The 24,602-nt window shown below is 29.5% G+C and carries 23 protein-coding genes and 1 other annotated feature; of the genes, 2 read left to right on the top strand and 21 right to left on the bottom strand.

Features of this window, described 5'->3' with window-relative positions; all coding sequences use genetic code 11:
• The first annotated feature begins 180 nt into the window (after nt 1–180).
• The gene (locus JJC01_01990; protein UDN58664.1) at nt 181–1,533 is read left to right on the top strand and encodes a UDP-N-acetylmuramate--L-alanine ligase; all 1,353 of its coding nucleotides are present in this window, start codon (nt 181–183) and stop codon (nt 1,531–1,533) included.
• A 77-nt stretch (nt 1,534–1,610) separates the two neighbouring features.
• On the opposite strand, the gene JJC01_01985 is transcribed toward JJC01_01990, so the two are convergent.
• From JJC01_01985 to JJC01_01885, 21 genes are all read right to left on the bottom strand, one after another.
• Nucleotides 1,611–2,405 (bottom strand): hypothetical protein, encoded by a 795-nt coding sequence (locus JJC01_01985; protein UDN58663.1) that lies wholly within the window; start codon nt 2,403–2,405, stop codon nt 1,611–1,613.
• Between the two features lie 69 nt (nt 2,406–2,474).
• Entirely contained in the window at nt 2,475–3,371 is an 897-nt protein-coding gene (locus tag JJC01_01980; protein ID UDN58662.1) for a cation transporter, read from the bottom strand.
• 185 nt (nt 3,372–3,556) lie between these two features.
• Nucleotides 3,557–4,672 carry a M20/M25/M40 family metallo-hydrolase gene (locus tag JJC01_01975; protein ID UDN58661.1) on the bottom strand — a complete coding sequence of 372 codons (1,116 nt, stop codon included), beginning with the start codon at nt 4,670–4,672 and terminating at the stop codon, nt 3,557–3,559.
• A gap of 149 nt (nt 4,673–4,821) precedes the next feature.
• Nucleotides 4,822–6,108, bottom strand: coding sequence for a hypothetical protein (locus JJC01_01970; protein UDN58660.1), 1,287 nt, complete (start codon nt 6,106–6,108; stop codon nt 4,822–4,824).
• Between the two features lie 65 nt (nt 6,109–6,173).
• Nucleotides 6,174–7,043 carry a 16S rRNA (adenine(1518)-N(6)/adenine(1519)-N(6))-dimethyltransferase RsmA gene (rsmA, locus tag JJC01_01965; protein UDN58659.1) on the bottom strand — a complete coding sequence of 290 codons (870 nt, stop codon included), beginning with the start codon at nt 7,041–7,043 and terminating at the stop codon, nt 6,174–6,176.
• Nucleotides 7,044–7,204: 161 nt separating this feature from the next.
• A complete protein-coding gene (gene rnmV, locus JJC01_01960; GenBank protein ID UDN58658.1) occupies nt 7,205–7,735 on the bottom strand; it encodes a ribonuclease M5 in 531 nt (176 codons plus the stop codon).
• 357 nt (nt 7,736–8,092) lie between these two features.
• Nucleotides 8,093–9,160, bottom strand: a complete 1,068-nt coding sequence (locus JJC01_01955; GenBank protein ID UDN58657.1) for a putative 2-aminoethylphosphonate ABC transporter substrate-binding protein — start codon at nt 9,158–9,160, stop codon at nt 8,093–8,095.
• An 11-nt stretch (nt 9,161–9,171) separates the two neighbouring features.
• Nucleotides 9,172–10,860 (bottom strand): putative 2-aminoethylphosphonate ABC transporter permease subunit, encoded by a 1,689-nt coding sequence (locus JJC01_01950; protein ID UDN58656.1) that lies wholly within the window; start codon nt 10,858–10,860, stop codon nt 9,172–9,174.
• Between the two features lie 17 nt (nt 10,861–10,877).
• Entirely contained in the window at nt 10,878–11,873 is a 996-nt protein-coding gene (locus JJC01_01945) for an ATP-binding cassette domain-containing protein (protein UDN58655.1), read from the bottom strand.
• Complete coding sequence (locus tag JJC01_01940) at nt 11,874–12,710, bottom strand: PHP domain-containing protein (protein ID UDN58654.1); 837 nt, start codon at nt 12,708–12,710, stop codon at nt 11,874–11,876.
• 3 nt (nt 12,711–12,713) lie between these two features.
• Nucleotides 12,714–13,883, bottom strand: coding sequence for an alpha-D-ribose 1-methylphosphonate 5-triphosphate diphosphatase (locus JJC01_01935; protein ID UDN58653.1), 1,170 nt, complete (start codon nt 13,881–13,883; stop codon nt 12,714–12,716).
• Nucleotides 13,884–14,597: an ATP-binding cassette domain-containing protein gene (locus tag JJC01_01930; GenBank protein UDN58652.1), complete on the bottom strand. Its 714-nt coding sequence runs from the start codon at nt 14,595–14,597 to the stop codon at nt 13,884–13,886.
• A gap of 40 nt (nt 14,598–14,637) precedes the next feature.
• Entirely contained in the window at nt 14,638–15,510 is an 873-nt protein-coding gene (locus JJC01_01925) for an ATP-binding cassette domain-containing protein (GenBank protein ID UDN58651.1), read from the bottom strand.
• Nucleotides 15,503–16,372 carry an alpha-D-ribose 1-methylphosphonate 5-phosphate C-P-lyase PhnJ gene (locus JJC01_01920; GenBank protein UDN58650.1) on the bottom strand — a complete coding sequence of 290 codons (870 nt, stop codon included), beginning with the start codon at nt 16,370–16,372 and terminating at the stop codon, nt 15,503–15,505. Before JJC01_01920 ends, JJC01_01925 begins: the two co-directional genes overlap by 8 nt.
• A gap of 18 nt (nt 16,373–16,390) precedes the next feature.
• Nucleotides 16,391–17,476 (bottom strand): carbon-phosphorus lyase complex subunit PhnI, encoded by a 1,086-nt coding sequence (locus JJC01_01915; protein UDN58649.1) that lies wholly within the window; start codon nt 17,474–17,476, stop codon nt 16,391–16,393.
• 2 nt (nt 17,477–17,478) lie between these two features.
• Complete coding sequence (gene phnH, locus JJC01_01910) at nt 17,479–18,054, bottom strand: phosphonate C-P lyase system protein PhnH (GenBank protein ID UDN58648.1); 576 nt, start codon at nt 18,052–18,054, stop codon at nt 17,479–17,481.
• Between the two features lie 14 nt (nt 18,055–18,068).
• Nucleotides 18,069–18,500 carry a phosphonate C-P lyase system protein PhnG gene (gene phnG, locus JJC01_01905; GenBank protein UDN58647.1) on the bottom strand — a complete coding sequence of 144 codons (432 nt, stop codon included), beginning with the start codon at nt 18,498–18,500 and terminating at the stop codon, nt 18,069–18,071.
• Between the two features lie 265 nt (nt 18,501–18,765).
• On the bottom strand, nt 18,766–19,536 hold the full coding sequence (locus tag JJC01_01900; GenBank protein ID UDN58646.1) for a TatD family hydrolase: 771 nt from the start codon (nt 19,534–19,536) through the stop codon (nt 18,766–18,768).
• Between the two features lie 29 nt (nt 19,537–19,565).
• Nucleotides 19,566–21,503 (bottom strand): methionine--tRNA ligase, encoded by a 1,938-nt coding sequence (gene metG / locus JJC01_01895; GenBank protein ID UDN58645.1) that lies wholly within the window; start codon nt 21,501–21,503, stop codon nt 19,566–19,568.
• An 82-nt stretch (nt 21,504–21,585) separates the two neighbouring features.
• Nucleotides 21,586–21,834, bottom strand: a binding site (T-box leader).
• A gap of 65 nt (nt 21,835–21,899) precedes the next feature.
• A complete protein-coding gene (locus JJC01_01890) occupies nt 21,900–22,421 on the bottom strand; it encodes a spore maturation protein (protein ID UDN58644.1) in 522 nt (173 codons plus the stop codon).
• 15 nt (nt 22,422–22,436) lie between these two features.
• Nucleotides 22,437–23,021 carry a spore maturation protein gene (locus tag JJC01_01885; protein ID UDN58643.1) on the bottom strand — a complete coding sequence of 195 codons (585 nt, stop codon included), beginning with the start codon at nt 23,019–23,021 and terminating at the stop codon, nt 22,437–22,439.
• Nucleotides 23,022–23,152: 131 nt separating this feature from the next.
• On the opposite strand from JJC01_01885, the gene JJC01_01880 reads away from it, so the two are divergent.
• The gene (locus JJC01_01880) at nt 23,153–24,583 is read left to right on the top strand and encodes a nicotinate phosphoribosyltransferase (GenBank protein UDN58642.1); all 1,431 of its coding nucleotides are present in this window, start codon (nt 23,153–23,155) and stop codon (nt 24,581–24,583) included.
• The last annotated feature ends 19 nt before the right edge of the window (nt 24,584–24,602 follow it).

The raw sequence follows: 24,602 nt of genomic DNA, 5'->3' as shown, positions 1-24,602 counted from the left end.
ACTAAATAATGCATAACAATTCGTATTGTGGTATAATATTACTTATGTTTTATTATATTCAAAAATAAAATACATATAATATTATATGCATATTAATTATAAAATATTGAACATTATATTATTATACCACAAAAATAGTTCATATTGTAGGACTTAATTAAAAAGAAAGGTGGTTTTATTATGAATATACACTTTATAGGAATTGGCGGTATCAGCATGAGTGCATTAGCCGAAATATGTATCAATAAGGGTTATCAGGTTTCAGGTTCGGATTCAAACGAATCATATCTATTAGACAAACTTAGGGATCAAGGGGCAAACATCTATATCGGTCAAAAAAAAGAAAATATATCAGATGATGTAAATATGGTTGTTTATACTGCAGCAGTTCACCCAGATAATGAAGAACTTATAGCTGCTCGAGAAAAGAATAAATTAATAATGAACAGAGCTACTTTTTTAGGCCAGATTATGAGAGAATATAAAAACTCTATAGCAGTTTCTGGTACACATGGAAAGACTTCTACAACATCTATGTTGTCTACAATTTTTGAATATGCAGACTTAGACCCAACTATACTAGTTGGTGGTAACTTAAGCATGATAGGTGGTAATGTTAAGATAGGTAATTCTAACCATTTTATAACTGAAGCATGTGAATATGTAGATAGTTTCCTTAATTTTAATCCTAAGATATCTATAGTTTTAAATGTTGAGGAAGACCATCTTGATTATTTCTCAGGTATAGACGAAATCAAAGCTTCTTTTAATAAATTTGGTAAACTTTTACCTCCAGATGGATATTTCATAATAAATGGTGATGATGAAAATGTAGATGACATATTATATGATGTCAAAGCTACTATTATAAAATATGGTAGAGATTCTGACAATGATGCTGTAATAAAAGACATACATTTTGATAATAGTGGTCATGGGATATTTAAAATAGAGTATCAAGGAAAAGATTTGGGAGAATTCGAGCTTTCTGTATATGGTCTTCATAATATATACAATGCTTCTTCTGCTATAATGGCAGCTCTTGTTTCTGGTATTGATTTAGAGACTATAAGAAAAAATTTAAAAATATATAAAGGTGTAGGAAGACGATTTGAATCTAAAGGATACTACAAAAATGCCTTAGTAATAGATGATTATGCACATCATCCAACTGAATTAAAGGCTACTTTAGCTGCTGCTAAAAAGTTAAAAAAATCAACTTTATGGTGCATCTTCCAGCCACATACTTACACTAGAACAAAATCTCTTTTAGGAGAATTTTCAGAAGCTTTCTATGCTGCTGATAAAGTTATCATAACAGACATATATGCTGCAAGAGAAGATGATCCAGGAGATATACACTCTAAAGATTTAGTTGAAAAATTATATCAAAACAACGTAGATGCTATCTACATAAAAGAATTTGAAGATATAGTAAAATATTTACGTGAAAATGTTAATGATAATGATTTAGTAATAACTGCTGGTGCTGGTCCAATATATAAGGTTGCAGACTTACTAGTTGAAAAATAGTATGTAACTAAAAATAACATATAAAAATTAATGTAGGCTATCAAATGATATAATCGCTTGATAGCCTTCTTAATATTTTATTTCTTTCCAATCTCAAATATTTCATTTTTAAGATAATCAAATAAACTTGTATGAACCTCGTAGTAAGAGACAGTTTTTTTAGAAGTAACTTTTACATAATCCTTGCCCATTGTATCTACTTTCACAGCAAAATTTTCACCTTTTATATTTATACTGAAATTATAATCACTTCTTTCCTTGCTTTTTTCTGGCTGAACCTTTCCTACAACTCTTTTTGAAATCATCTTATGTGCTAAATCATCAAACTTCCATTTATGAACCTTCTTAGTTTCTTTTCCATAAGTTATAGTAACCTCTTTCCAGTCTTTATAGTGACTCAAAAGGTCAAATGAAGTATATATACTCTCATCTAAAAGTTTCTTAAAAGAATTTTTGGAATCAATTGGAACTTTATAATATTCCTCTTTATTTACAGTATAGACTCTAAAAAAATTAAGGTCTGTAGAAAATTTAATTCCATCATCAGAATACCCTTCATAAATTGCTTCATAAGAAGTAGTATTTCTTACCTTCTTAAATTCTGAGAAAAAGAACTTTATCTCGTTCCACATATCTTCTTCGATTTTTATGTTTTCTACATTTTTATCTGATACATAAATTTTCTTTTTCTCTTTTATTTGAGTCATTAAAGACCTATTATCTTCTGTCTCTGTTTCTACTTTCTTTGGAACCTCACTCTTATCCTTCTCCATGTTTAGACCTATTTTAAAGGATATAAAGTATATTATAAAGAAAACAACTACTCCTATTAATATTGCAGCTTTTTTCTTTAGTTTTCTTTTCTTACTCATTTAACCACCCCTAGAGTTTATAGTCATAAAACAATTATATAACTTTTTACACTTTTTTTTAAGCTATAATTATTTTATACACTTATTTCCTTGGCAATTAGTGCATGGTTCAACATGAACTGTTATCCCTTTTACAAATTCCATATGTTTTATTATATGTTTTTCCAACTTAGTAGCAATATCGTGCCCCTGTTTTACTGTGAGATTTTCATCAACACATATAGTCAAGTCCACATATGCCATAGCTCCATGCTTTCTAGTCTTTATATCTCCTAGATTTTTAACACCTTCTGTATCTGCTACAATAAACTTTAATTCTCTTCTTTCTTCTTCATCAACTGAAACATCCATCAATTCATTTACAGAACTTCTAAGTATATCGATTCCTACCTTAGCCACAAATACTGCCACTACAACTGACGCAATTGGGTCTAATGGTTTAAATCCTAAAATAGAACCTCCTATACCTATAAATGCAGCCACTGAAGATAGAGCATCTGACCTATGATGCCAAGCATCTGCTTTTAAAGCTGGTGAATTTATCTTTTTAGCAACTTTGATTGTTATTCTATATTGATACTCTTTTATCAAAATTGAGATGACTGACACTATTAACGGAAGTATTGATGGAACACTCAATGCATCTAAGTTAAATAATGATTTAATAGCCCCTATACCTATTGTTATAGAAACAAATATAAGTAATATTGATAATACGAATGATACCAATGTCTCTGCCTTTTCGTGACCATAATTATGTTCCTTATCTCCTGGTCTAGAAGATACATAATTACCTATCAGTACACCTATAGAACTTATAATATCTGAGGCTGAATGTAATCCATCTGCAATCATAGCACTCGAATTACCAATAATACCAGCTATCACCTTAATTATTGTTAAGACTATATTCCAAATTATTGATTGTATTGTTATTTTATTTGCTTCCTCATACCTTGTTTCCATTGTTATTCCTCCTAACAAACCAAATCTAAATATTATTAAAAACATATACTTAAACATAAATTAAATTTATTATTATATTCAAATGTATATCTTTTACTTTCAATAGAGATTATCAATCTTCTATAAAATGAAAAATCACCTAGCTTGAGCTAGGCGATATATATATTATACACTATTATTTAAATTTATGCTTCTTTTATTATCTCTATTACCATTTTGGCAGAATCATATAAATCCTTTATAGCTATATGTTCATCTAATGTATGCGCATTTTTCATACCTATTCCTAGAGTTATAGCTTCAATACCATTTTTACTTAATATATTAGTATCGCTACCTCCTCCTGTAGATTCAGTATGACCTTCTATTCCTAAATTTGAAAATGCTTTTTTTGCAAGTTGTATTATTTCTGAATCTTCATTAACATCTATTGGAGTATATGCTCTATTTACATCTATTTCAATTTTAGCTCCAAAATCCTTAGCAGCTTTTTCAAAAGTTTCTACCATATGTTTAGTTTGAACATCTAATTTATCTTCTTTTAGACTTCTAGCTTCTGCAACTATGTTAACTTCTCCTGTTACTATATTTGTAGCTGTTCCACCATTTATAATTCCTATGTTAGCAGTTGTTTCTTCATCTATTCTAAGTAAATTCATATTATCTATTGCTCTAGCAGCTACCATTATAGCACTTATACCAGCTTCAGGCTCAAGACCTGCATGAGCTGTCTTTCCTAATATCTTAACATTTATTACATCTTGTGCAGGAGCTTTTACTATTATCTCTCCTGGAGAACCACCACTATCTAATACAAAGGCATATTTAGAATCTATTTTTGCATAGTCTAAATTTTTAGCTCCAACTAATCCACATTCTTCACATATAGAGAATACAACTTGAATATCAGTATGTTCTATATTATTTTCTTTTACTTGTCTTAATCCCTCTAATATAGCTGCTATACCTGCTTTATCATCAGATCCTAATATTGTAGTCCCATCACTTTTTATTATTCCATTTACTTCATCCACTATAGGTTTTACCCCTATTCCTGGAGTTACTGTATCCATATGTGAACTAAATAATATTTTCTTTCCTTCTTTATTTCCTTTTAAAGTAGCTATTATATTGCCTGTTTCTCCATTTGCTTTTTCACCAGCATTATCTACTACAACTGAACAACCTATTTCTTCTAACTTTTCAACTAATACTTTGGCTACGTTCCCCTCTTTTAAAGATAAACTGTCTATCTGTATTAATTCAAGGAACTCATTTAAAATTCTTTGCTCGTTTATCATAATCTTCCTCCATAATATAATAGGTATTTCAACATATATTGTAGTGTAATATTTAAATATTATCAATAGTTTTTAAACTTTTATATCATTTTAGTTAAGTTTCTTTACTAAAATGAAAGTTAAAGTTAAATTCTTTCATTCTTATTGTTTTATCTAACTATACTTCTCTGTCTAGAATCTATAAAGCATAACCAGTAGCCTAAACTATTGGTTCTGTGGTCACAAGCTTGATATCTCAAAAATCCTGTACTTCCATTATCTGGTTGTTCATTTCTATTACCTGGAATAGCATAAATATAATGCTTTCTCTTATTATATTCATCATATTGTACTCCGAATAAGTAATGTCTATATTTATATGAATGTAAAACTGCATCACTATACATTGTATAATTCAATACATTTAAATATCCTAAATAAGGCATTGAATATCCACACAATGTTGTAGGGTTTACCTCTATTTTCCACCATCTTGTATTGTCTATATAATCTGCTGTAAAAGGCTTAACTTCTCTAAATAGCTTTAACCCTTTCTTTATTTGTCTAGGCATAAGTAATGTTCCAGCTTGCTTATTCCCACTATCTATTTGATTTATTCCATTGGCTCTTTTTACTTTTTCAACATTATTTTGTTCTTTTTGAGTTTTCTTTGACTTAGTAGTTTTTTGAGAAGCAACTACCTTTTCTTCATGTCTTATTTCAAAATCTTCTTCATCCTCATCATATTCATCTTCATATTCTATATCGTCATAGAATTCATTTTCTTTAGCCTTGTTATAATTTTCTATTTCCTTATAGTTATTAAATTCTTCAATTTCATCATCACTAGAATCTTCTACATCTGCTCTTATCTTTAATTCTCCCTCTTCGGTTTCATCATCTTCCCAATAATCTTCATATTCATCTTCATCATATTCTTCTATAATATATTCTTCGTCACTATCACTGTTTTCTTCATTATCAGCATCTTCTTCTAAGTACTCTTCTTCTCTTTCAACCTCTATATCTTCTTCTAAATACTCTTCTTCACTTTCAGCTAACTCTTCATCTTCTACATCTTGGAATAATATGTCCTCATAATTTTCAATCTTATTTCCCTTAAACCCAACTAGAGGAATATTTCTTTCATACAATAAGGCAATTCCTTTTATTTCTTCATCATAATCCTCTAAATCTAAAACAAATTCACCTCTTCCTTGTTCATTTAAAATTATATTTCCTAAGTCTATTAATCCATGGTCACCTTTTATTGCTACTGCTTTATACCCATCTTTAACATATTTTAGATTTTCTACATATAATGCAATGATTGATTTTTCATCATTTACTTCGACTTTTGCAAAAGCTTTTGGCAGTACTCGTTCTTTGTATCTAAAGTTTATGTCTTTAGCTTCTAGTATTATATAGTCTCTTTTAAACTTTCTTTTAGAACCCACTGCAATCCCCCCTTAACACAGTTTCTCTAAACAATATATGTTAATAAAATAAAAAAAAGTACCTCCTATTTAGAAGATACTTTTGTATTTACTATATTTGAAAGAACTGCAAACTCTTCTATACTAAGAGTTTCACCACGTCTTTTTTCATCTATATTAGCTTCTTTTAATATTTCTCTTATTTCGTCCTTATTAAGAAAACCAAGGCCTCCCAATGAATTAAGTAAAGTCTTCCTTCTTTGTCCAAAAGATGCTTTTACTGTCTTGAAAAATAGTTCTTCATTATGAACATCATATTTCTTTTCAGCTCTGACATGTAAACCTATAACCGTTGAATCTACATTGGGTTGTGGTATAAACATATGTCTTGGAGCCTTTGCTACAATTTCTGTTTCACAATAGTACTGAACAGCTATGGACAATGCTCCATAATCCTTTGTACTTGGAACAGCATTCATTCTATCTGCAACTTCTTTTTGAACCATAACTACTATATCCGTTACAGGTATATCCTCTTCTAAAAATTTCATAACTATTGGTGTAGTTATATAATATGGAAGATTTGCTACAAGCTTAACTGGTCCACCATTTAATTTATCTTTTACTAGTTCTTGTATATCTACTTTTAATATATCTTGGTTTATAACTTCTATATTCTCTAAATCTGATAAGGTATCTTTCAATATAGGAATTAAGTTTCTATCAATTTCTATAGCTACCACTTTCTCTGCTACCTTACCCATTTCACGAGTAAGTGTACCTATCCCAGGACCTACTTCTATTATGTTATCTCCTTCTGTAACTCTAGCTCCATCCAATATTTTATCTATTATATTACTATCTATTAAAAAATTCTGACCTAAAGACTTTGAAAATTTAAAATTATGTTTTTGTACTACTTCTTTCGTTGCACTGTGTGAAGATAGTCTATCCATCGTTTACTCCTTTTTAACTTATTTTAAGATTTTATCCTATTAATTATACTTATTTACATGTGTTTAAAGCAAAATATTTATTAAAGATAATTTATTTTAAATTACTTCATAATTTTATATTTATTTTTTATATATTTTTTTCATATCATACATGCTTACATTTAAATTTGTTTTAATGCACTTATAAATTCTTCTCTTTCAACACCATAATTATTTAATCTATTTAAAAATTGCTTTGCATTTCCATAACCAATCCCAAGTATTTTACCAAGTGCATCTCTCCTAGATGATGCATCTTCATTTCCTATAAGACCATTTCTAATCAAATCAACTTGTTTAAATTCATCTCTTTTCTCTGTACTTTCAGTTCTAACTTTATTTAAAGCTGCTATTATACTTTTAGGAGTAGCATTTTCTATACCTATATCTCCATCCTTTTTAGCTTCTTCTCTTGGTAAAAACGCATGTTTACATCCTGGAACTTCTGATGCTATTTTTTTTCTTATTTTTTCACCTGCAAAATCTGGGTCTGTAAATATTATAACTCCTCGTCTTTCATTAGCTGATTTTATACGCTCCATTACTCCTTTTGGAAATCCAAATCCACCTGTGGTTATAAGTTCTGCATCTATTGCTCTCTTAACAGCTGTAACATCATCTCTTCCCTCTACTACTATTATCTCTTTTATCATATAAATTCACCTTTTATTTGTTTTTAGTTTTTGTTTACATCTCTTTATTTTAAGGTTTTTATTTAATTTAATCAAGGCACTAACCTATTTATTTTTATTTAGAAATCTATAGTTTAAGAAAAATTTATTCCTACTAGATAAATATATTCACTATTATATTCTATTGAATCACCTATAAGCAACAATAAGTCCCATGTAGCATTACCTGTATTAATATTATATCATCCATACAATTTTCTTTTTTAATATTAATGATTTATAGAAAAAGATGTAGAACTCAGGACAAATATACATTAAAAGAGCCTAGATATAAATTTTATATTCTAGGCTCTTTTTTATTGGATTTTATTAATGAATTTAACTTTCCTTTTCTGTCTTTCCATCATATTTTGATATCCATTTATTTAATATAGTTTCTCTATTTTTTGCTGCTGATTTTAAATCATTATCTATCATTTGTTCTAATGGCTTTTTAGGGAATCCTTCTGGGATTGGATTTCCTGTATCAACTGTAGTAACTGCATAGTTCTTAGAATACTCATTCATTGCATCTTTACTTATTGCCCAATCTAAAAATACCTTAGAAGCTTCTTTTATATTATCTTTTTTTACAAGAGCATTTGCTTCTATATCCCATCCAGAACCTTCTTTTGGAAATACTACTTCTACTGGATAACCTTCTTCTTTTAATTTTATGCCTCTGTATCCAAAAGATATCCCTATAGGATACTCTCCTGAAGCTGCTGATGTAGCTGGAGCTGAACCTGATTGAGTATATACACCAATATTTTCATGTAACTTATCCATATACTGCCATGCTTTTTCTTCTCCCATAATTTGTATAAGCGCTGATACCGTTAAATATCCTGTACCAGAAGAAGATGGATTAGGCATAGATATAAGACCTTTATATTCTGGCTTTATCAAATCTTCATAAGAACTAGGAACTGGTATATTTTTATCTTTTAATTCTTTAGTATTTACTGTTATACCTGTCATCCAAGCATCTATTCCAACCCATGAAGGTACTTCTTTATCATCTTTAAATGCAGGGTCTATCTTATCAGACCCTTCTGGAGCGTATGGTTCTAACATTCCTTGGTCATCTGCAACTAGCAAGCTTGTGGCAGCAATCCCCCATACAATATCTGCTTGAGGATTATCTTTTTCTGCTAATAGTCTTGCTGTTATATCTCCTGTTGATGCTCTAACAACATTTAATTTAATATCTGGGTATTTTTCTTTAAATGTAGCTAAATATGGGTCTATACTGTCTTCTTCGATTGCTGTGTAAACTGTTAAATCACCTTTTGTTTTACTATCAGACTTTGAATCTCCACCTGATGAAGCAGTACTACATCCTGTTATTACACTCAATAAAAGTGTTGATAATACTCCTAAAGAAACTAGCTTCTTAAATTTCATCTTTACCTCCCCTATGCAACATCTTTTTGTTGCCATTTTTGTGTATTATTTTTTAATTTTTTTGTTACGAATTCATAGCAAAGTCTTACTATTATATTTGTTAAAAGCACTAATACTGCCATAGCTGCTGATGGTCCTATATATCCTATCTCATCTAACTTCAATATGGATATTGATGCAGTCTGAGTCTGAGGAGTATATAAAAATATTAATGCTGAAACAGTAACCATTGAATTTACAAAATAATATACTACTATCTCAAGTATTGATGTTATAGACATTGGTACTGTGATGTTGAAAAACACTTTATAAAAGGGAATATTTATAGATTTTGCAACTAACTCATACTCTCTATCCAACATTTTTAGTGACGAATTTGAAGTTATAAAGCAAACAGAGTAAAAATGTACTATATTTACTATGACAAGTATAGCTGTACCACCATATAGGAAATTTAGTGGATTACTTGCTGAGTTAAAAAAAGTTATATATGATATTCCTAGCACTAGACCTGGTAATGCCATTGGTATCATAGATAAAAAGTAAGCTGTTTGTCTTAATCGTGGAAACTTATCTACTTTTTCTATCATGTATGCACTAAAAAACACAAATATAGTTCCAAATATAGCTGTTAATGTTGATATTTTTAAACTGCTTAAATAGGTTTTTAATCCGCTTCCTAAAATACCTTTAAATGTATAATGTTCCATTGTAAAACTTAGGTTATATGGCCATAATTTTATGACTGAACCTATAACTGAAACAAATATCAAAATGAAGATTAATAAAGTTATAAAACTACATGCTATTAAAAATACGCTATCTCTAAATTTGTTTTCTTTAATTTTATAAGGCATAGATTTTGCTGTTATAGTCATTCCTTGTTTTTTACTTGCCACCTTGTCTAATGTAAAAGCTATTAGTACAGGAATCAACATTACCATAGAAACAGTTGCTCCCATTGGTATGTTAAACTGCCCCACTACTTGCTTATATATATCTGTAGCTAACACATTATAGTTTCCTCCGACTACTTTTGCTGCTCCAAAGTCTGTAAATGCAAGTATAAAGGATACAAAGAAGGAGCTTACTAGTGAGTACTTTATGCCTGGAATTGTAATTTTAAAAAACTTTTTAAAATCACTAGCCCCTAAACTATCGGCGGCTTCATAAAGTCTATAATCTGCCATTGAAAGAGCAACGGATAGTATTAAAAAAGCTTGTGGAAATGTAAACAGTATTTGAGAGACAATTATTCCTAATGGTCCATATAATGGTATCTCAAATCCCATTGTTGTAAATATTCCTTTATTTCCAAACAGGTATATAAGTGAAATACCATATAACATAGTTGGTGCAAAAAGGGGAAACATTCCCATAGTTTTAAAAAAATTCTTAAATTTTATATTTGTTCTTGTTATTGCATATGAATAGATAAATGCTAAACATAGTGATATTAAAGATGAAACTGTAGATACAAAAATTGAATTTTTAAATGATGCTATAAGACTTGGATTTTCAGCATATTTACTAAAATTTGAAATACCTATGAAGTTTCCACTTGTATCTAAAAATGCATTTTTTAATAGTGATACTAAAGGAAACAATATAAATACTATTAGTATAATTAGCGAAAAAATTAAAAAACATTTTTGTATTGTACTATCACTTATCCTTCTTTTGTTTTTTGTTGTTATCATTTATTCACCCCTAGCTATTAAGCACATCCCTCTGATTTATATTCTACAATTCCTTCTTTGGGAATTTTAAAATTTATTTTAGACCCTATACATAGTTTCATTTGTTCTGCAACTTTTGAAACTATATCTAATTTTATTTTCTTAGAACAATACTCAACTGTAATTCTATAGTTAAATCCTCTAAATTCAATATCTAAAATCTCTCCAACTTTGATATCATTGTCTTTAGAATCTCTATTAAATTCTACTTTTATATCTTCTGGTCTGATAGCTATCTTATTAATACCATCATCTATAAAGTTTATTGTCCCTATAAAATCAGCTACAAAAGGGGTCTCTGGATTTTTATATATTTCTTTTGGAGTCCCAACCTGTATTATTTCTCCACTATTCATAACAACCATTTTATCCGCCAAGCAAAGTGCCTCTTCTTGGTCGTGAGTTACCATTATAGTAGTAATACCCAGTTTTCTATGTAAGCTTCTAATCTGTTCCCTAAGTTTCAATCTTACTTTTGCATCCAATGCAGATAATGGTTCATCAAGAAGTAAAAAATCTGGCTCTAGAGCAATTGCACGAGCTAGTGCGACTCTCTGTTGTTGCCCTCCTGATAATTGAGAGGGATACTTTTTCTCATATCCACTTAATTCTACTACCTCTAAAACTTCATTAACTTTCTTATCAATATTAGATTTATTTATATTTTTATTTTCTAAGCCAAAAGCTATGTTTTTGTAAACAGTCATATTTGGAAATAGTGCATATGACTGAAAAACTATACCAAAATTTCTACTTTCAGGTGGTGAGTTTGTCATATCCTTATCATTTATTATTATTTTTCCATCATGTTTGTCTTCAAGCCCTGCAATTATCCTAAGCAATGTACTTTTCCCACATCCACTTGGTCCCAATAAACAAATAAACTCTCCTTTTTCAATATCAATAGATATGTCTTTTAGCACTTTAGCTTGTCCATAACTTTTACTTACATCTTTAACTTGTAAAAAAGACATTTATAAAACCCCTCCTAAGGCTAACCTAAACTTAAATAAATCTTCTCTATTTAAGCTTTTACTTCCTAGATCACACTCATGCTGAGAGTAAAGCCCATGATAATCTGAGCCTCCTGTAACAACTAAGTTGTATTTCTTAGCATAAGAAAGTGACTCTTTTTCTAAGTCTTTATTGTGAGATGGATGATACACTTCTATCCCATCTAATCCAACATTCACCATATCTTCAATAGCATTAAAATTGTCCATTTGCCCAGGATGAGCTAGTACGCAAATTCCACCAGAACTTTTTATAGCTCTTATTGCATCTTTATAATCTACATATTTTAAAGATACATACGCCTTACCATTTCCTCTATGAAACAACTCTTTATATAAACTTGAATATATTTTATCTGTGTATCCTTTATCTATAAGTGCTTTCATTATATGTTGTTTAAATATTCCAGTCTTTGATGAATATTTCTTTACATCTTCTAGAGATATTTTATATCCTAAATCTATAATTTTATTTACCATCTTAACAGATGCTTTATGTCTATCACAAACCATTGGATTACATAAATTTTTTATTTCTTGACTATTTAAATCTATGTTATAGCCCAAGATATGAACTCTTTTTCTGTTTTTATAATCGTATGCTGATATTTCTATACCTGGTATTATAGTTATTCCATAATTTTCTCCCAATATGATAGCTTCATCTAATCCAGACAATGTATCATGATTTGTTATTGCTAAAACACTTATATTATTTTCTGATGCTCTCTTAATTATTTCTTCTGTAGTGAAGTTATTATCTGATATGCTTGTATGACAATGTAAATCTGTTAACAATCTTTATACCTCCCTTTTATAAACTGTTTTTCCATTTACAATAGTATTTACAACTCTTGGATACTCACTATCAATATCCAATAAAACTAAATCCGCTTTTTTATTTTCTTTTATGCTACCTCTTTCACCATATATACCAACTGCTTTAGCTGGATTTGAAGTAAATAGGTTAACTGCTTTATTTAGATTGTTAGTTTCTTGTGCAACTATGCACATGGACTTTATCATTGCTGATGGAAGATAGTCTGAACAAACAATATCACAACAGTCTTCCAATATAGCATCCATTGCCTTTAAGTTGTTATTATGAGATTTCCCTCTTACAATATTTGGGGCACCTAGACAAGTTAAAACACCCAATTTCTTTGAATATTTTGCAACTTCAAGAGTTATAGGAAATTCAGATACATTAACTCCTATATTTTTTATAAAATCCATTTTTTCTAACGTATCATCATCATGTGATGCAACATTTATATTTTTAGTTTTTGCCACTCCGATAACACTGGCTATTTTATTCCAATCTAAATTATCATGTAAATCTACTAAGTCATCTAACCATGTATCTACATAATTTTCTGTTACTCCCCATACCTTAGTAGCATACTCTCTATAGAACTTTGGATTTGTATACTGACCTTGTCCTGGAGAATGGTCCATTATAGATAAATAGTCTATTTTATCTTCTTCTAACAACTCTGACACATTCTCTAAACCTTCATGGTATAACACTTCATACCTTAAGTGAACTTTATGATTTATATTCTTACTATTTATATTTTTGTACGAATCGATATTTTCAATCATTTCCAAAGAATTATCAATACTTCTAACTCCTACTCCATCACCCAAAGATATAGAATGATAAACTGTTGTTATTCCATTTGCAGGTAGTTTTTTATCTAGTTCATAAAATGCCATATTAAATGGTAATAATGTACTTGGTCTTGGCTCTATTTCCTTTTCAATAGCATCACTATGAATATCTATGATACCAGGTATAACATATAAGTTTTTTGCATCTATTATTTCATCTATCTCGTTGAAATCTAGTAAATAATCAATCTTATCATTTGAGACTTTCTTTATTGTATCTCCTTCTATAATTAAATGGCCATTTTCTAATATTTTATCTTCCAATACAATATTTGCATTATGAATTAATTTTACCATCTAAGCTACCCCACTTTCACTTATAGTGCCTTTTGTCATAGTAAATGTTTTATCTATAACAGTCTCCATAAATTCTATATCATGAAATATCCCTATCATTGTAGTTCCTTGATTTTTAAGTTCCAACATTTTTTCTTTTACGTATATTTTAGATTGATTATCAAGTGATGCAGTTGGTTCATCAAGTAACAAAAGCCTAGGTTTTTTGACCATAGCTTGTGCTAGATTTAATCTTAATTTTTCTCCGCCAGAAAAATTATTCGGATAAGCATCCCACAAGTTTTCCTTTATTTCAAACTGAGTTAGTATATCTTTTGCCATATCATATGCACAATCTTTTTCAAATCCACTCTCAATTAAAGAATGTACTACTAGCTCAATAGCCGTTATTCGTGGAAGTGTTTTTAAAAACTGTGATACATATCCTATTTCCTTTTTTCTAAGATTTATCATTTCTCTGTCACCAATTGTAGATAAATCTATCTTTCCATATATTTCTGAGTTAAATATTATTTCTCCAGTCGTTGGGATATATGTTTTATAAATACTTTTTAATATAGTAGACTTTCCCGCTCCAGATTTTCCTATTATTCCTAAAAATTCACCTTTGGAAATTGTAAAATTTATTTCACTACACGCTTTTATAGTTTTATTTAATGCATGTAATTCAAAATCTTTGCTAAAATTATTTACTTCAAGTATAATTTCTTCCATTTTATTTAAAACCCCCATTTTACTTATTTACAAATATTATTTATAGTAGTGAATTTATAAGTTGCTGAGTATATGGATGCTGTGGGTCTTCCATTATTTGGTCTGTTAAACCAGATTCGATTACACTTCCATTTTTCATAACAATTGTCCTATCAGCAAGCATTTTTATAACATCAAAGTCATGAGATACTACTATCATAGAGATTTTAAGCTCTCTTTGTATTTCCCTTATTAAATCTAATACCTCAGCTTGTACAGAAACATCCAGTCCTGTTGTAACTTCGTCTAATAAAAGTATTGGAGGATTATTAGAAAGTGCTTTTGCTATTTGAACTCTTTGTTGCATTCCCCCACTAAAATATTTCGGTTTGTGGTCTATTCTTTCTACAGGTATATTAGTCTTTACTAGAAGCTCTTTAGCCCTATCTCTTATTTTCTCAACATTATATATATTAGCCATTAATAATTTCTCTGCTATATTCCCACCACTACTAAAATTCAAATTTAAACCAAGGTGGGGATTTTGATATACAATACCCATAAAATGATTCTTTATGTACCTCTTTTTTTGGTCTGAGAGTTCTAATATATTTGTACACTTGTCATAATTTGACATGTACACTTCTCCACTATTTGCATTCTCTTGAAAAAACAAAATCTTTAACAATGTACTTTTTCCTGAACCAGATTCTCCAACAATACCAAGAACTTCTCCTTCATAAAGTTCAAGATTTACATTATTACATGCAACTATAGAACCACAATATTTACATATATTATTACTTTCATATCCTGTACTCTCAAAACAATTTTCACATCCATCTCCATAAATAAGATTAATATTTTTTCCTATTAACACTTGTTTATCTATATTTTCTATTTTTTTGTCTTCGCCTAGTTTTGCACTACTCATTCCAAGCACCTCCAATTGCCACATCTACGCCATCATTTCTTAACCTAACTTTTTCACAATAACTTGTATCAGAACAGCTATAGTACTTTTCATTAGTATCACCATCATATACTTCATCTAGAAATGTATTTGAACTTTTACATAAACTACAATGTTTTCCTTCAAATTTTTCCTCTTCAAATTTATAGTCATCAAATTCTAAAGGTTCTACCTTTGTGTATGGAGGTATAGCGTATATTCTCTTTTCTCTACCTGCACCAAATAAAAATAAGTTATCTGACATGTTTAATTTCTTTATATCAAATCTTGGTATTGGCGATGGATTCATTAAATATCTATCATTTACTTTACATGGATACTCTGCTGCTATTGATATATCATCAAATTTAACTATATCTTCATACAGATATACCCACATCCTACTATAATCTTCTTCTGAATGCATTCTTCTTGTCTCTACTTCACTAGGCTCTACTATTCTAAGTGTCTCTGGTATTGGCACTTGAAATATCAGTATTTGATTAGACATTAATTTTTCTTCTGGTATTCTATGTCTTGTTTGAATCAATGTAGATTTTAATGTATCTTTTGTAGTTTCTACATTACTTACACTTGAAATAAAATTTCTTATATTACAAGCATTTGTAGAATCATCACTTCCTTGGTCAATCACTTTTACTACATCACTTTCACCAAGCAATGATAGGGTTAGTTGTAGTCCTCCAGTCCCCCATCCCTTAGCAATAGGTAATTCTCTTGAACCAAAAGGTACTTGATAACCAGGTATTGAAACTGCTTTTAGTATTTTTCTTCGGATTTCTTTTTTTGTATTTTCATCTAAAAAACCATAGTTATATATCACTTAATTTCCCTCCATATCCTATTTTATTCTTTCTACATCTGCTTTAAAATCTACATAGTGAGGAAGCTTAAAGTGAGATATAAACCCTAATGAATCTATACCATCTATATGAAGTAATACAAATTCTTCATCTTGGGCTAATTTTTCACTATTTGGTTCCAAAGATTTATCTAGTATAGCCATAGATATAGCCTTATTTTCATTATTTCCCATACAAAGACCATATCCTAAAGACATTTTATTTATATCTCCCGATTTATTTTTAGAATTTTCAGACTTACTTTGTGATGCTTTTGATACTATTTCACACTCAGTAACTAACATTTCTCCGATTGTTATTTGCTCATCTTCATAAATAGGATGTTTTATTTTTATATATACATCTCCTGTCCTAAGTTCACTTATATATGGATGTTCATCACCAAAACCTCTTACAATAGAATAAGCAAACCCTGATACGGCTCCACTTTCACCTCTAGTAAGTGCCTGCAATTTAGCTGACCTAGAAACTGGAAATCTTAGGCTGTTTCTTGTAATATCATCTATTACTTCTTCTAATTTATCTTCATAAGTATCCTCTTCCAACAAATTCTCTTTTCTAAATATATTAGATACTTTTGTGAATTTAGGTATTTCATTCACTTTTTCTAAGTCATTTATATAGTTAGCTTTAAAATCTCTATTTTTTTCTTCATCTTCTTTAAGCAACTCTACATTTAGTATTCTATTTTCATAATCTCTAGTTGCTCCAAGATACTGCCCTCCTGGTATATCTTTAAATGTAGCTGATATTCTTCTACCTATTCTCATTTCTTCTGTATTTATAGGTTCTGAATAGGTTACTCTAGGCATTGTTGACCTTAATGCTCTTATATAGAAAGATGCTTCTAATATATCACCTTGAGCCTGTTTTATAGCTAATGCAGATAATTCCTTATTGTATAGACTTCCTTCAGAAATCACTTTGTCCACAGCATAAGACATTTGCTCTTTAATTTGTTTTACATCTATTGGTAGGCTTTCTCCTTTTATTCTATAAAATTCAAGTATATTTTTAGCCTGTAATATAGCTTCTTCTCCACCTTTAACTGCCACATAAGCCATTATTATAATACCTCCCAACTTAATTTTGATGACCTTGGTATAAATGCAAGTTCTCCTTTGTTATCTATTAAAATCAAATCTGACCCTGTCGGATAGTCTTTATTTATCATAAGTAATCTTTCTAAGAATTCTTGTTTAACTCCATCTATATATAAATTCTTTTTAGATTTTATACCAGGACCACTTAAATAAAGTCTTATGAATTTATCTTTATAATCTGTTGATAGTTCATTTACTTGGTGTATTATAGTTGTACTTTCATCAGGATATTCAAAAGAACCTATTTTAATTTGTAGTATATCTAATTCTGAATTAATATCTAAAAACAGATAATCTGATTTATTGTAATTTACTTGGTTTGACATTGTCAGCGCTCTTATATTTTTTATATCTTCTTTAGTACAGTTTTCTATATAGAAGGTAACTTCTTGGTCTAATAAAGTAATTGCTATACCAATTGCTCCATTTGATAATTTTGTATTATTTTCTATATTTATATTATTGATGTTATTTAATTTCCCAGGAAATGAAGCACTATCTAGCAACTTTCTATATATTTCTTGCGTGTAACTTACCATGATTCTCCTCCTACTTAATCCATAGTATTGAATTGGACTTTTGTTTTATTAATTAAACTAAATTCATTAATAAGTTCTTGCTCATATCTTAAACTTTCTTCACAGATACTTTTATTTATGTAGTTCTTTAATTCATCAAATTTATTATTATTGCTATGTAAAACTGCATCTATAGTTGCCAAGCAAATAACTTTTTTTTCATTATTTTCTGCAACTATACCATAACCTAAGCTTTCATCTACCTTAACACTACACTCTGTAACTAGTATTTCTCCTAAATTAAATGTAGTATTTTTTACACTTTCGTTGGCTCTCACCATCACTGTAGCTAAGCTAGGGGCTTTAATTATAGAAATGCTTGATGTATTTTTTATCATTAAATATATTTGCTCTAATTTCTCATAGTTCATATTTATCAATATCTTAGTACTATCAACTGTATGCAAAATTTTGCCTCCTTAATCTTTCCTTTATTTACTTATTTCTAAGAATATAATATACAATCTAAGTTAAATGGATATTATGTTTGAGTTAATTCTAGTGAATATCTTGTAAATTCTTTTTTAACAATGTTAAGAAGTATGTTGTAAAACTAATAAAAAATTATAATATTACAAATAAAAAAAGCATACCATTCAAACTGAATGGTATGCTTTTTCTATATTTATAACTATTATTTTTGTATAATTGTAAATTTTATTTTTAATTTACTTATTTTATATTAAAGAACTTCTTCGCATTTTCTTTAGTAATTTTACACACTTCCTCATAAGATATTCCTTTTTCTTGAGCTATTTTATCTGCAACAAAAGCTACTTGAGAAGGATTATTTCTCTTTCCTCTATGTGGTTCTGGTGACATATATGGTGAATCAGTTTCTATAAACAGTCTTTCTAGAGGTATCTCTCTTACAACTTCTCTAGTTTTTTTATTATTTTTAAAAGTAACTGTTCCTGGAATTGATATATAGCATCCCATTTTAACATATTCTCTAGCTAATTCCACATTACCACTATAACAATGAAGCACACAACCTATTTCAGGACTCTTAGTGTTTTTTATTATCTCAAAAGTATCCGCATGTGCATCTCTATCATGTATTATTATTGGAAGCTTTAACTCATTAGCTAGTTCAATTTGTTTCTTAAACCACTCTTTTTGCTCTTCTCTTGGAGAATAATCATAATAATAATCTAACCCAATCTCTCCTATAGCCACAACCTTTTCATTTTCAGTTGCAAGTCTTCTTAGAGTGTCTATTGCTGTATCATCTAGTTTTGATACATCATGTGGATGTACCCCAACTGCCGAATATATAAAGTCATATTTTTTTGATAGTTCAATTGCTGTTATAGAAGTTTCTATATCTGCTCCTGGATTTACAACCAGATCTACACCTTTTTCTTTTAATGAACCAATAAGTTCATCTCTATCTTCATCAAAACTTTCATCATTTAAATGTGCATGTGAGTCAAATAACATTTTTTATCTCCTTACTGTTTAATTGCCTATTAGCGAACCTCGCATCCATCCTTGGCACCTTGTGTAAATGGTAGAACATAAGGGTCACCATCATATCCTGCTGCTAATATCATCCCTTGAGATTCTACACCTCTTAACTTAACTGGTTTTAAGTTACATACCACTGTAACCTCTTTACCAACTAAATCTTCTGGTTTATAGTATTCAGCTATTCCAGACACTATTTGTCTTGTTTCTGGTCCAATCTTAACTTGTGATACTAATAATTTATTTGCTTTTGGATGCTTTTCACAACTTATTATTTTTCCTACTCTAAGCTCTATTTTATCCAAATCATCAATAGTAATTTCTTCTTTATGCTCTAAAGGTTTTTCTTCTACTGGAGGTTTCCCAGAAAACATTTTAGTTAATTCTTCTATTTCTTTTTCTACATCTAGTCTTGGGAATAAAGGTTCGCCTTTAAACACTTTTACATTTTCTCCAATAAGACCAAATGTCTTTGTGCTTTCCCATGTAGTTATATCATCTTTACCTTTTATTCCTATATGTGCATATATCTTATTAGCAGTTTCATTCATTATAGGATTTATTAGTGTTGCAATTATTCTTATAGATTCACATAAATTATATAAAACTGTATCTAATTCATCTTTTTTACTTTCATCTTTAGCAAGTACCCAAGGCATAGTCTCATCTATATATTTATTAGTTCTTCTAACTAGTTTCCATACACTCTCTAATGCTTCATGGAATTGCATTTTATCCATTTCAGCCTCAAAATTTTCTCTAGTTGATACAGCTTGCTCTTTTAAATCAGCATCAAAATCAGTTGAAGTTTTTACTGTTGGTATTATACCACCGTTGTATTTTTCAACCATTGCTACAGTTCTACTTACTAAGTTTCCTAAATCATTTGCTAGGTCATAATTTATTCTTGTTACAAAATTTCTATGAGTATAACTTCCATCTTGACCAAATGCAAACTCTCTTAATAAGAAATATTTAAGAGTATCTATTCCATATCTTTCTATTATTGGCTCTGGATAAACAACATTACCCTTTGATTTACTCATTTTATCATCAGCAAACAATATCCATCCATGACCAAATACTTGTTTTGGAACTTCTAAACCTAAAGCCATTAAAAGTGCTGGCCATATTATTGTATGGAATCTCACTATCTCTTTACCTACTATTTGAACATTTGCAGGCCAATATTTTTTAAATTCTTCATCATTATCTGTCATATATCCTAATGCTGTTATATAGTTACATAAAGCATCTACCCATACATAAATTACATGCTTTTCATCAAAAGGAACTTTTATTCCCCAGTCAAAAGTTGTTCTTGTTACACTTAAATCTTCTAGCCCTTTATCTAAGAAATTTGCCACCATTTCATTTTTTCTAGCAGCTGGGAAACAGAAACTATCGTCTTTAAATAACTCTTTTAATCTATCTTCATATTTAGATAGTCTAAAGAAATAAGATTCTTCTTTTACTAAGTATGTTTCTCTTCCACAATCAGGACATTTGTTTCCTTCTAATAGCTGTGATTCTGTCCAGAAACTCTCACAAGGAGTACAATATCTACCTTCATACTCTCCTTTGTATATATCACCTTGTTCATATAACTTAGTAAATATTTTTTGTATTATATCTGTATGTCTTTTTTCTGTTGTTCTTATAAAATCGTCATAAGATATATCCATAGTATTCCATAATGCTTTTATATCTTTTATCATTCCATCAAGGTATTCTATTTCTGACATTCCTTGTTCTATTGCTTTCTTTTGTATTTTTTCACCATGTTCATCTGTTCCTGTCAAAAACTTTACATCATATCCACAGAAACGTTTAAATCTAGCTATTGTATCTGCAGCTACTGTTGAGTAAGTATGACCTATGTGTAATCCTCCACTTGGATAGTATATTGGTGTTGTTACATAAAAACTCGGTTTGCTCATATTACTTACCTCCTAATTTTTTATCGTTCATAATTATATATATTTCATTTAAAATAATAAAAAATCGCCTCCTATGATTTAACATAGGGGCGAGATTATTCACGGTACCACCCTAATTCATCTATAACGATTATGTTTCACATGAAATGTAGAAATTAACTTTATAGATACCTTAGTAGACTATAACGTGCCCAACCGTTTTACCCTAGCATATATGCTCAGATAAAAAGCTCCAAGACCATCTTCAATAAATCTTTTTACACTAGCTTTCACCTAACCTAGCTCTCTGATAGAAAAAATCCTTATCTACTCTTCTTTTCATAGCTTATAATTCATATTACAATTTATTTCTATATAATCACTATATTATAAAATTTTTCCCACATTGTCAACAAATTATACAAATATTACATAGCAAATAAAAACTGCTGCTATAACTCCTGCAACATGACTAATCATAGCGCATGACAATGTATGTCTAGTATTTTTTATCTTTAAACTCCCATAATAGATTGCCATTGTATAAAAAATAGTCTCAGAAGAGCCTACAATTGTAGCACCCATTTTTTCTACTAAACTGCCTATTCCAACTCTATGTGCAAGTTCGCTATACATTCCCAAGGCACCACTTCCAGATAAAGGTTTTACACTTATTAAACCTATTAATTCTTTTGGTATACTCATCATATTTGCTATTGGTGTAAATAACCATTCTAACATATCAAGGCCTTTACCAGTTTTAAATATTCCTATTGCTAAAAATATACCTATTATATAAGGTAAAATATCCCATGCAGCCTTTAAACCATCAATTGCTCCTTTTACAAAACTATCATATACATCTATTTTTTTATATTTACCATAAACTACTATGTACAAAATTATTACTGGTATAAGTAAGTTTGAAAATACTTCCATATATCTACATCCCCTTTATCTATATCTTCTTTGAAAAAATTTACATGTTATTATTGCTATTGCTGTAGATATTATGGTTGCAAATAAAGTTGTAAAAATTATTTCACTTGGGTTTTGAGCTCCCATATCCATTCTTAATTTAATTATAGTAAATGGAATTATCTGTATAGATGATATGTTTATTACCATAAACATAATCATATCATTGGTAGCTGTATCTTTTTTGTTATTTAAAGTCTGAAGCTCACTCATTGCTTTTAAGCCAAATGCTGTTGCACCATTACCAGCACCCAACATGTTCAAGGCAATATTCATAACTATATAAGACATTGCTTTGTGACCTTTTGGAATAGAAGGAAACAATCTTCTCATTATAGGATTTAATTTCTGACCTATTTTTTCAATCAAGCCTGACTCTTTTGCAATATTCATTATACCCATCCAGAGTGCCATAATACCAGCTAGACTTATTGCAAATTCTATACCTTTTGATGTTTCACTCAATATAACTTTATTTAATTCTCCCATATTTTTAGAAATCAAACTTCCTATTATTCCTATTGATACCATGTAAAACCATATTTTTCCTATTATAATCAACCTCCTCTTTAAATAATTTTATGATAGTTAGGTAATACTTTATACTTGAAAGTTGTACTATATTATGTTTTAGTATAAGTGTGGGAGTTTTTATAATTTTTAATATTTAATAATAATTAAGGAGAGAAATAATGAGAAATCTAACACTTCTTACTGATTTATATCAGCTTACTATGTTAAATGGCTATTTTGAAAAAAATATTCACGAAGACATTGTTGTATTCGATATGTTTTTTAGAAAAAACGCTTGTGATGGAGGGTATACTATAGTTTGTGGTATTGATCAGGTTGTTGAATACATAGATAACCTTCATTTTTCAGATGAAGATTTGGAGTACTTAAAAAGCTTAAATTTATTTTCTGACAAGTTTTTAAAATTTTTGAAAGAGTTTAAGTTTACAGGAGATATTTATGCTGTTGAAGAAGGGACTATAATGTTCCCTAATGAGCCATTGATTACTGTTAAAGCACCCTTGTATCAAGCTCAACTTATTGAAACAGCATTGTTGACAATAGTCAATTTTCAATCTCTTATTGCTACGAAAGCATCTAGAGTTTGCTTTGCAGCTCAAGGAGATACTGTACTTGAATTTGGATTACGTCGTGCACAAGGTCCAGATGCAGGTATATATGGAGCTAGAGCTGCTGTAATTGGTGGCTGTTCTGGAACTGCAAACGTATTAGCTGGAAAGATGTTTGATGTTCCTATAATTGGTACACATGCTCATAGTTGGGTACAAAAATTTGATACTGAGCTTGAAGCATTCCAAGCATATGCTGATGTTTATCCAGATAAATGCCTACTACTTGTGGATACTTATGATGTATTAAATAGTGGTGTACCTAACGCAATAAAAGTCTTCAAAAATATTTCTGAAAAAGGATACAAACCTATGGGTATAAGACTAGACTCTGGAGATTTAGCTTATCTATCTAAAGAAGCAAAGAAACAACTCGATAGTGCTGGTTTTTCAGATATTAGTATAACTGCATCTAATGACCTTGATGAATACACTATAACATCACTTAAGGCAGAAGGAGCTACTATAAATTCATGGGGAGTAGGTACGAAACTCATTACATCTTTCGATTCACCTTCTCTTGGAGGAGTTTACAAATTAGCTGCATCTTGTGAAAAAGGAACGCTTGAGCCTAAGATAAAGATTTCTGAAAATCCAGAAAAAATAAATAATCCTGGTTACAAGAAAGTTATAAGAATATATAACGAGGACAATAAAGCAGAGGCAGATTTAATTATGTTACATGATGAAGTTATAGATGAATCTAAACCTTTAGAAATCTTCCATCCTACATATACATGGAAAACGAAGACGTTTACAAATTATAAAGTTAAAGAGCTTCTTAAGCCATTGTATATAAAAGGAATATGCAAATATAATAAAAAACCTGTTCTTGAAATAAGAAATCATGTACAATATGAATTAAGTACTATCTGGGAACAATACAAAAGACTTTCGAATCCACACATTTACAAGGTTGATTTATCTAGAGATCTTTGGTATTTAAAAACAAAAATGATAGATTCTAAAAAAGTTTTATAGGCATTAATTATTTTTATTT

Source organism: Clostridioides sp. ES-S-0010-02 (genome assembly GCA_020641055.1).
In the GTDB taxonomy this organism is placed as follows: domain Bacteria; phylum Bacillota; class Clostridia; order Peptostreptococcales; family Peptostreptococcaceae; genus Clostridioides.
Note: the sequence above shows the minus strand (reverse complement) of the source record. Positions and strands in the feature narration are given on the sequence as shown.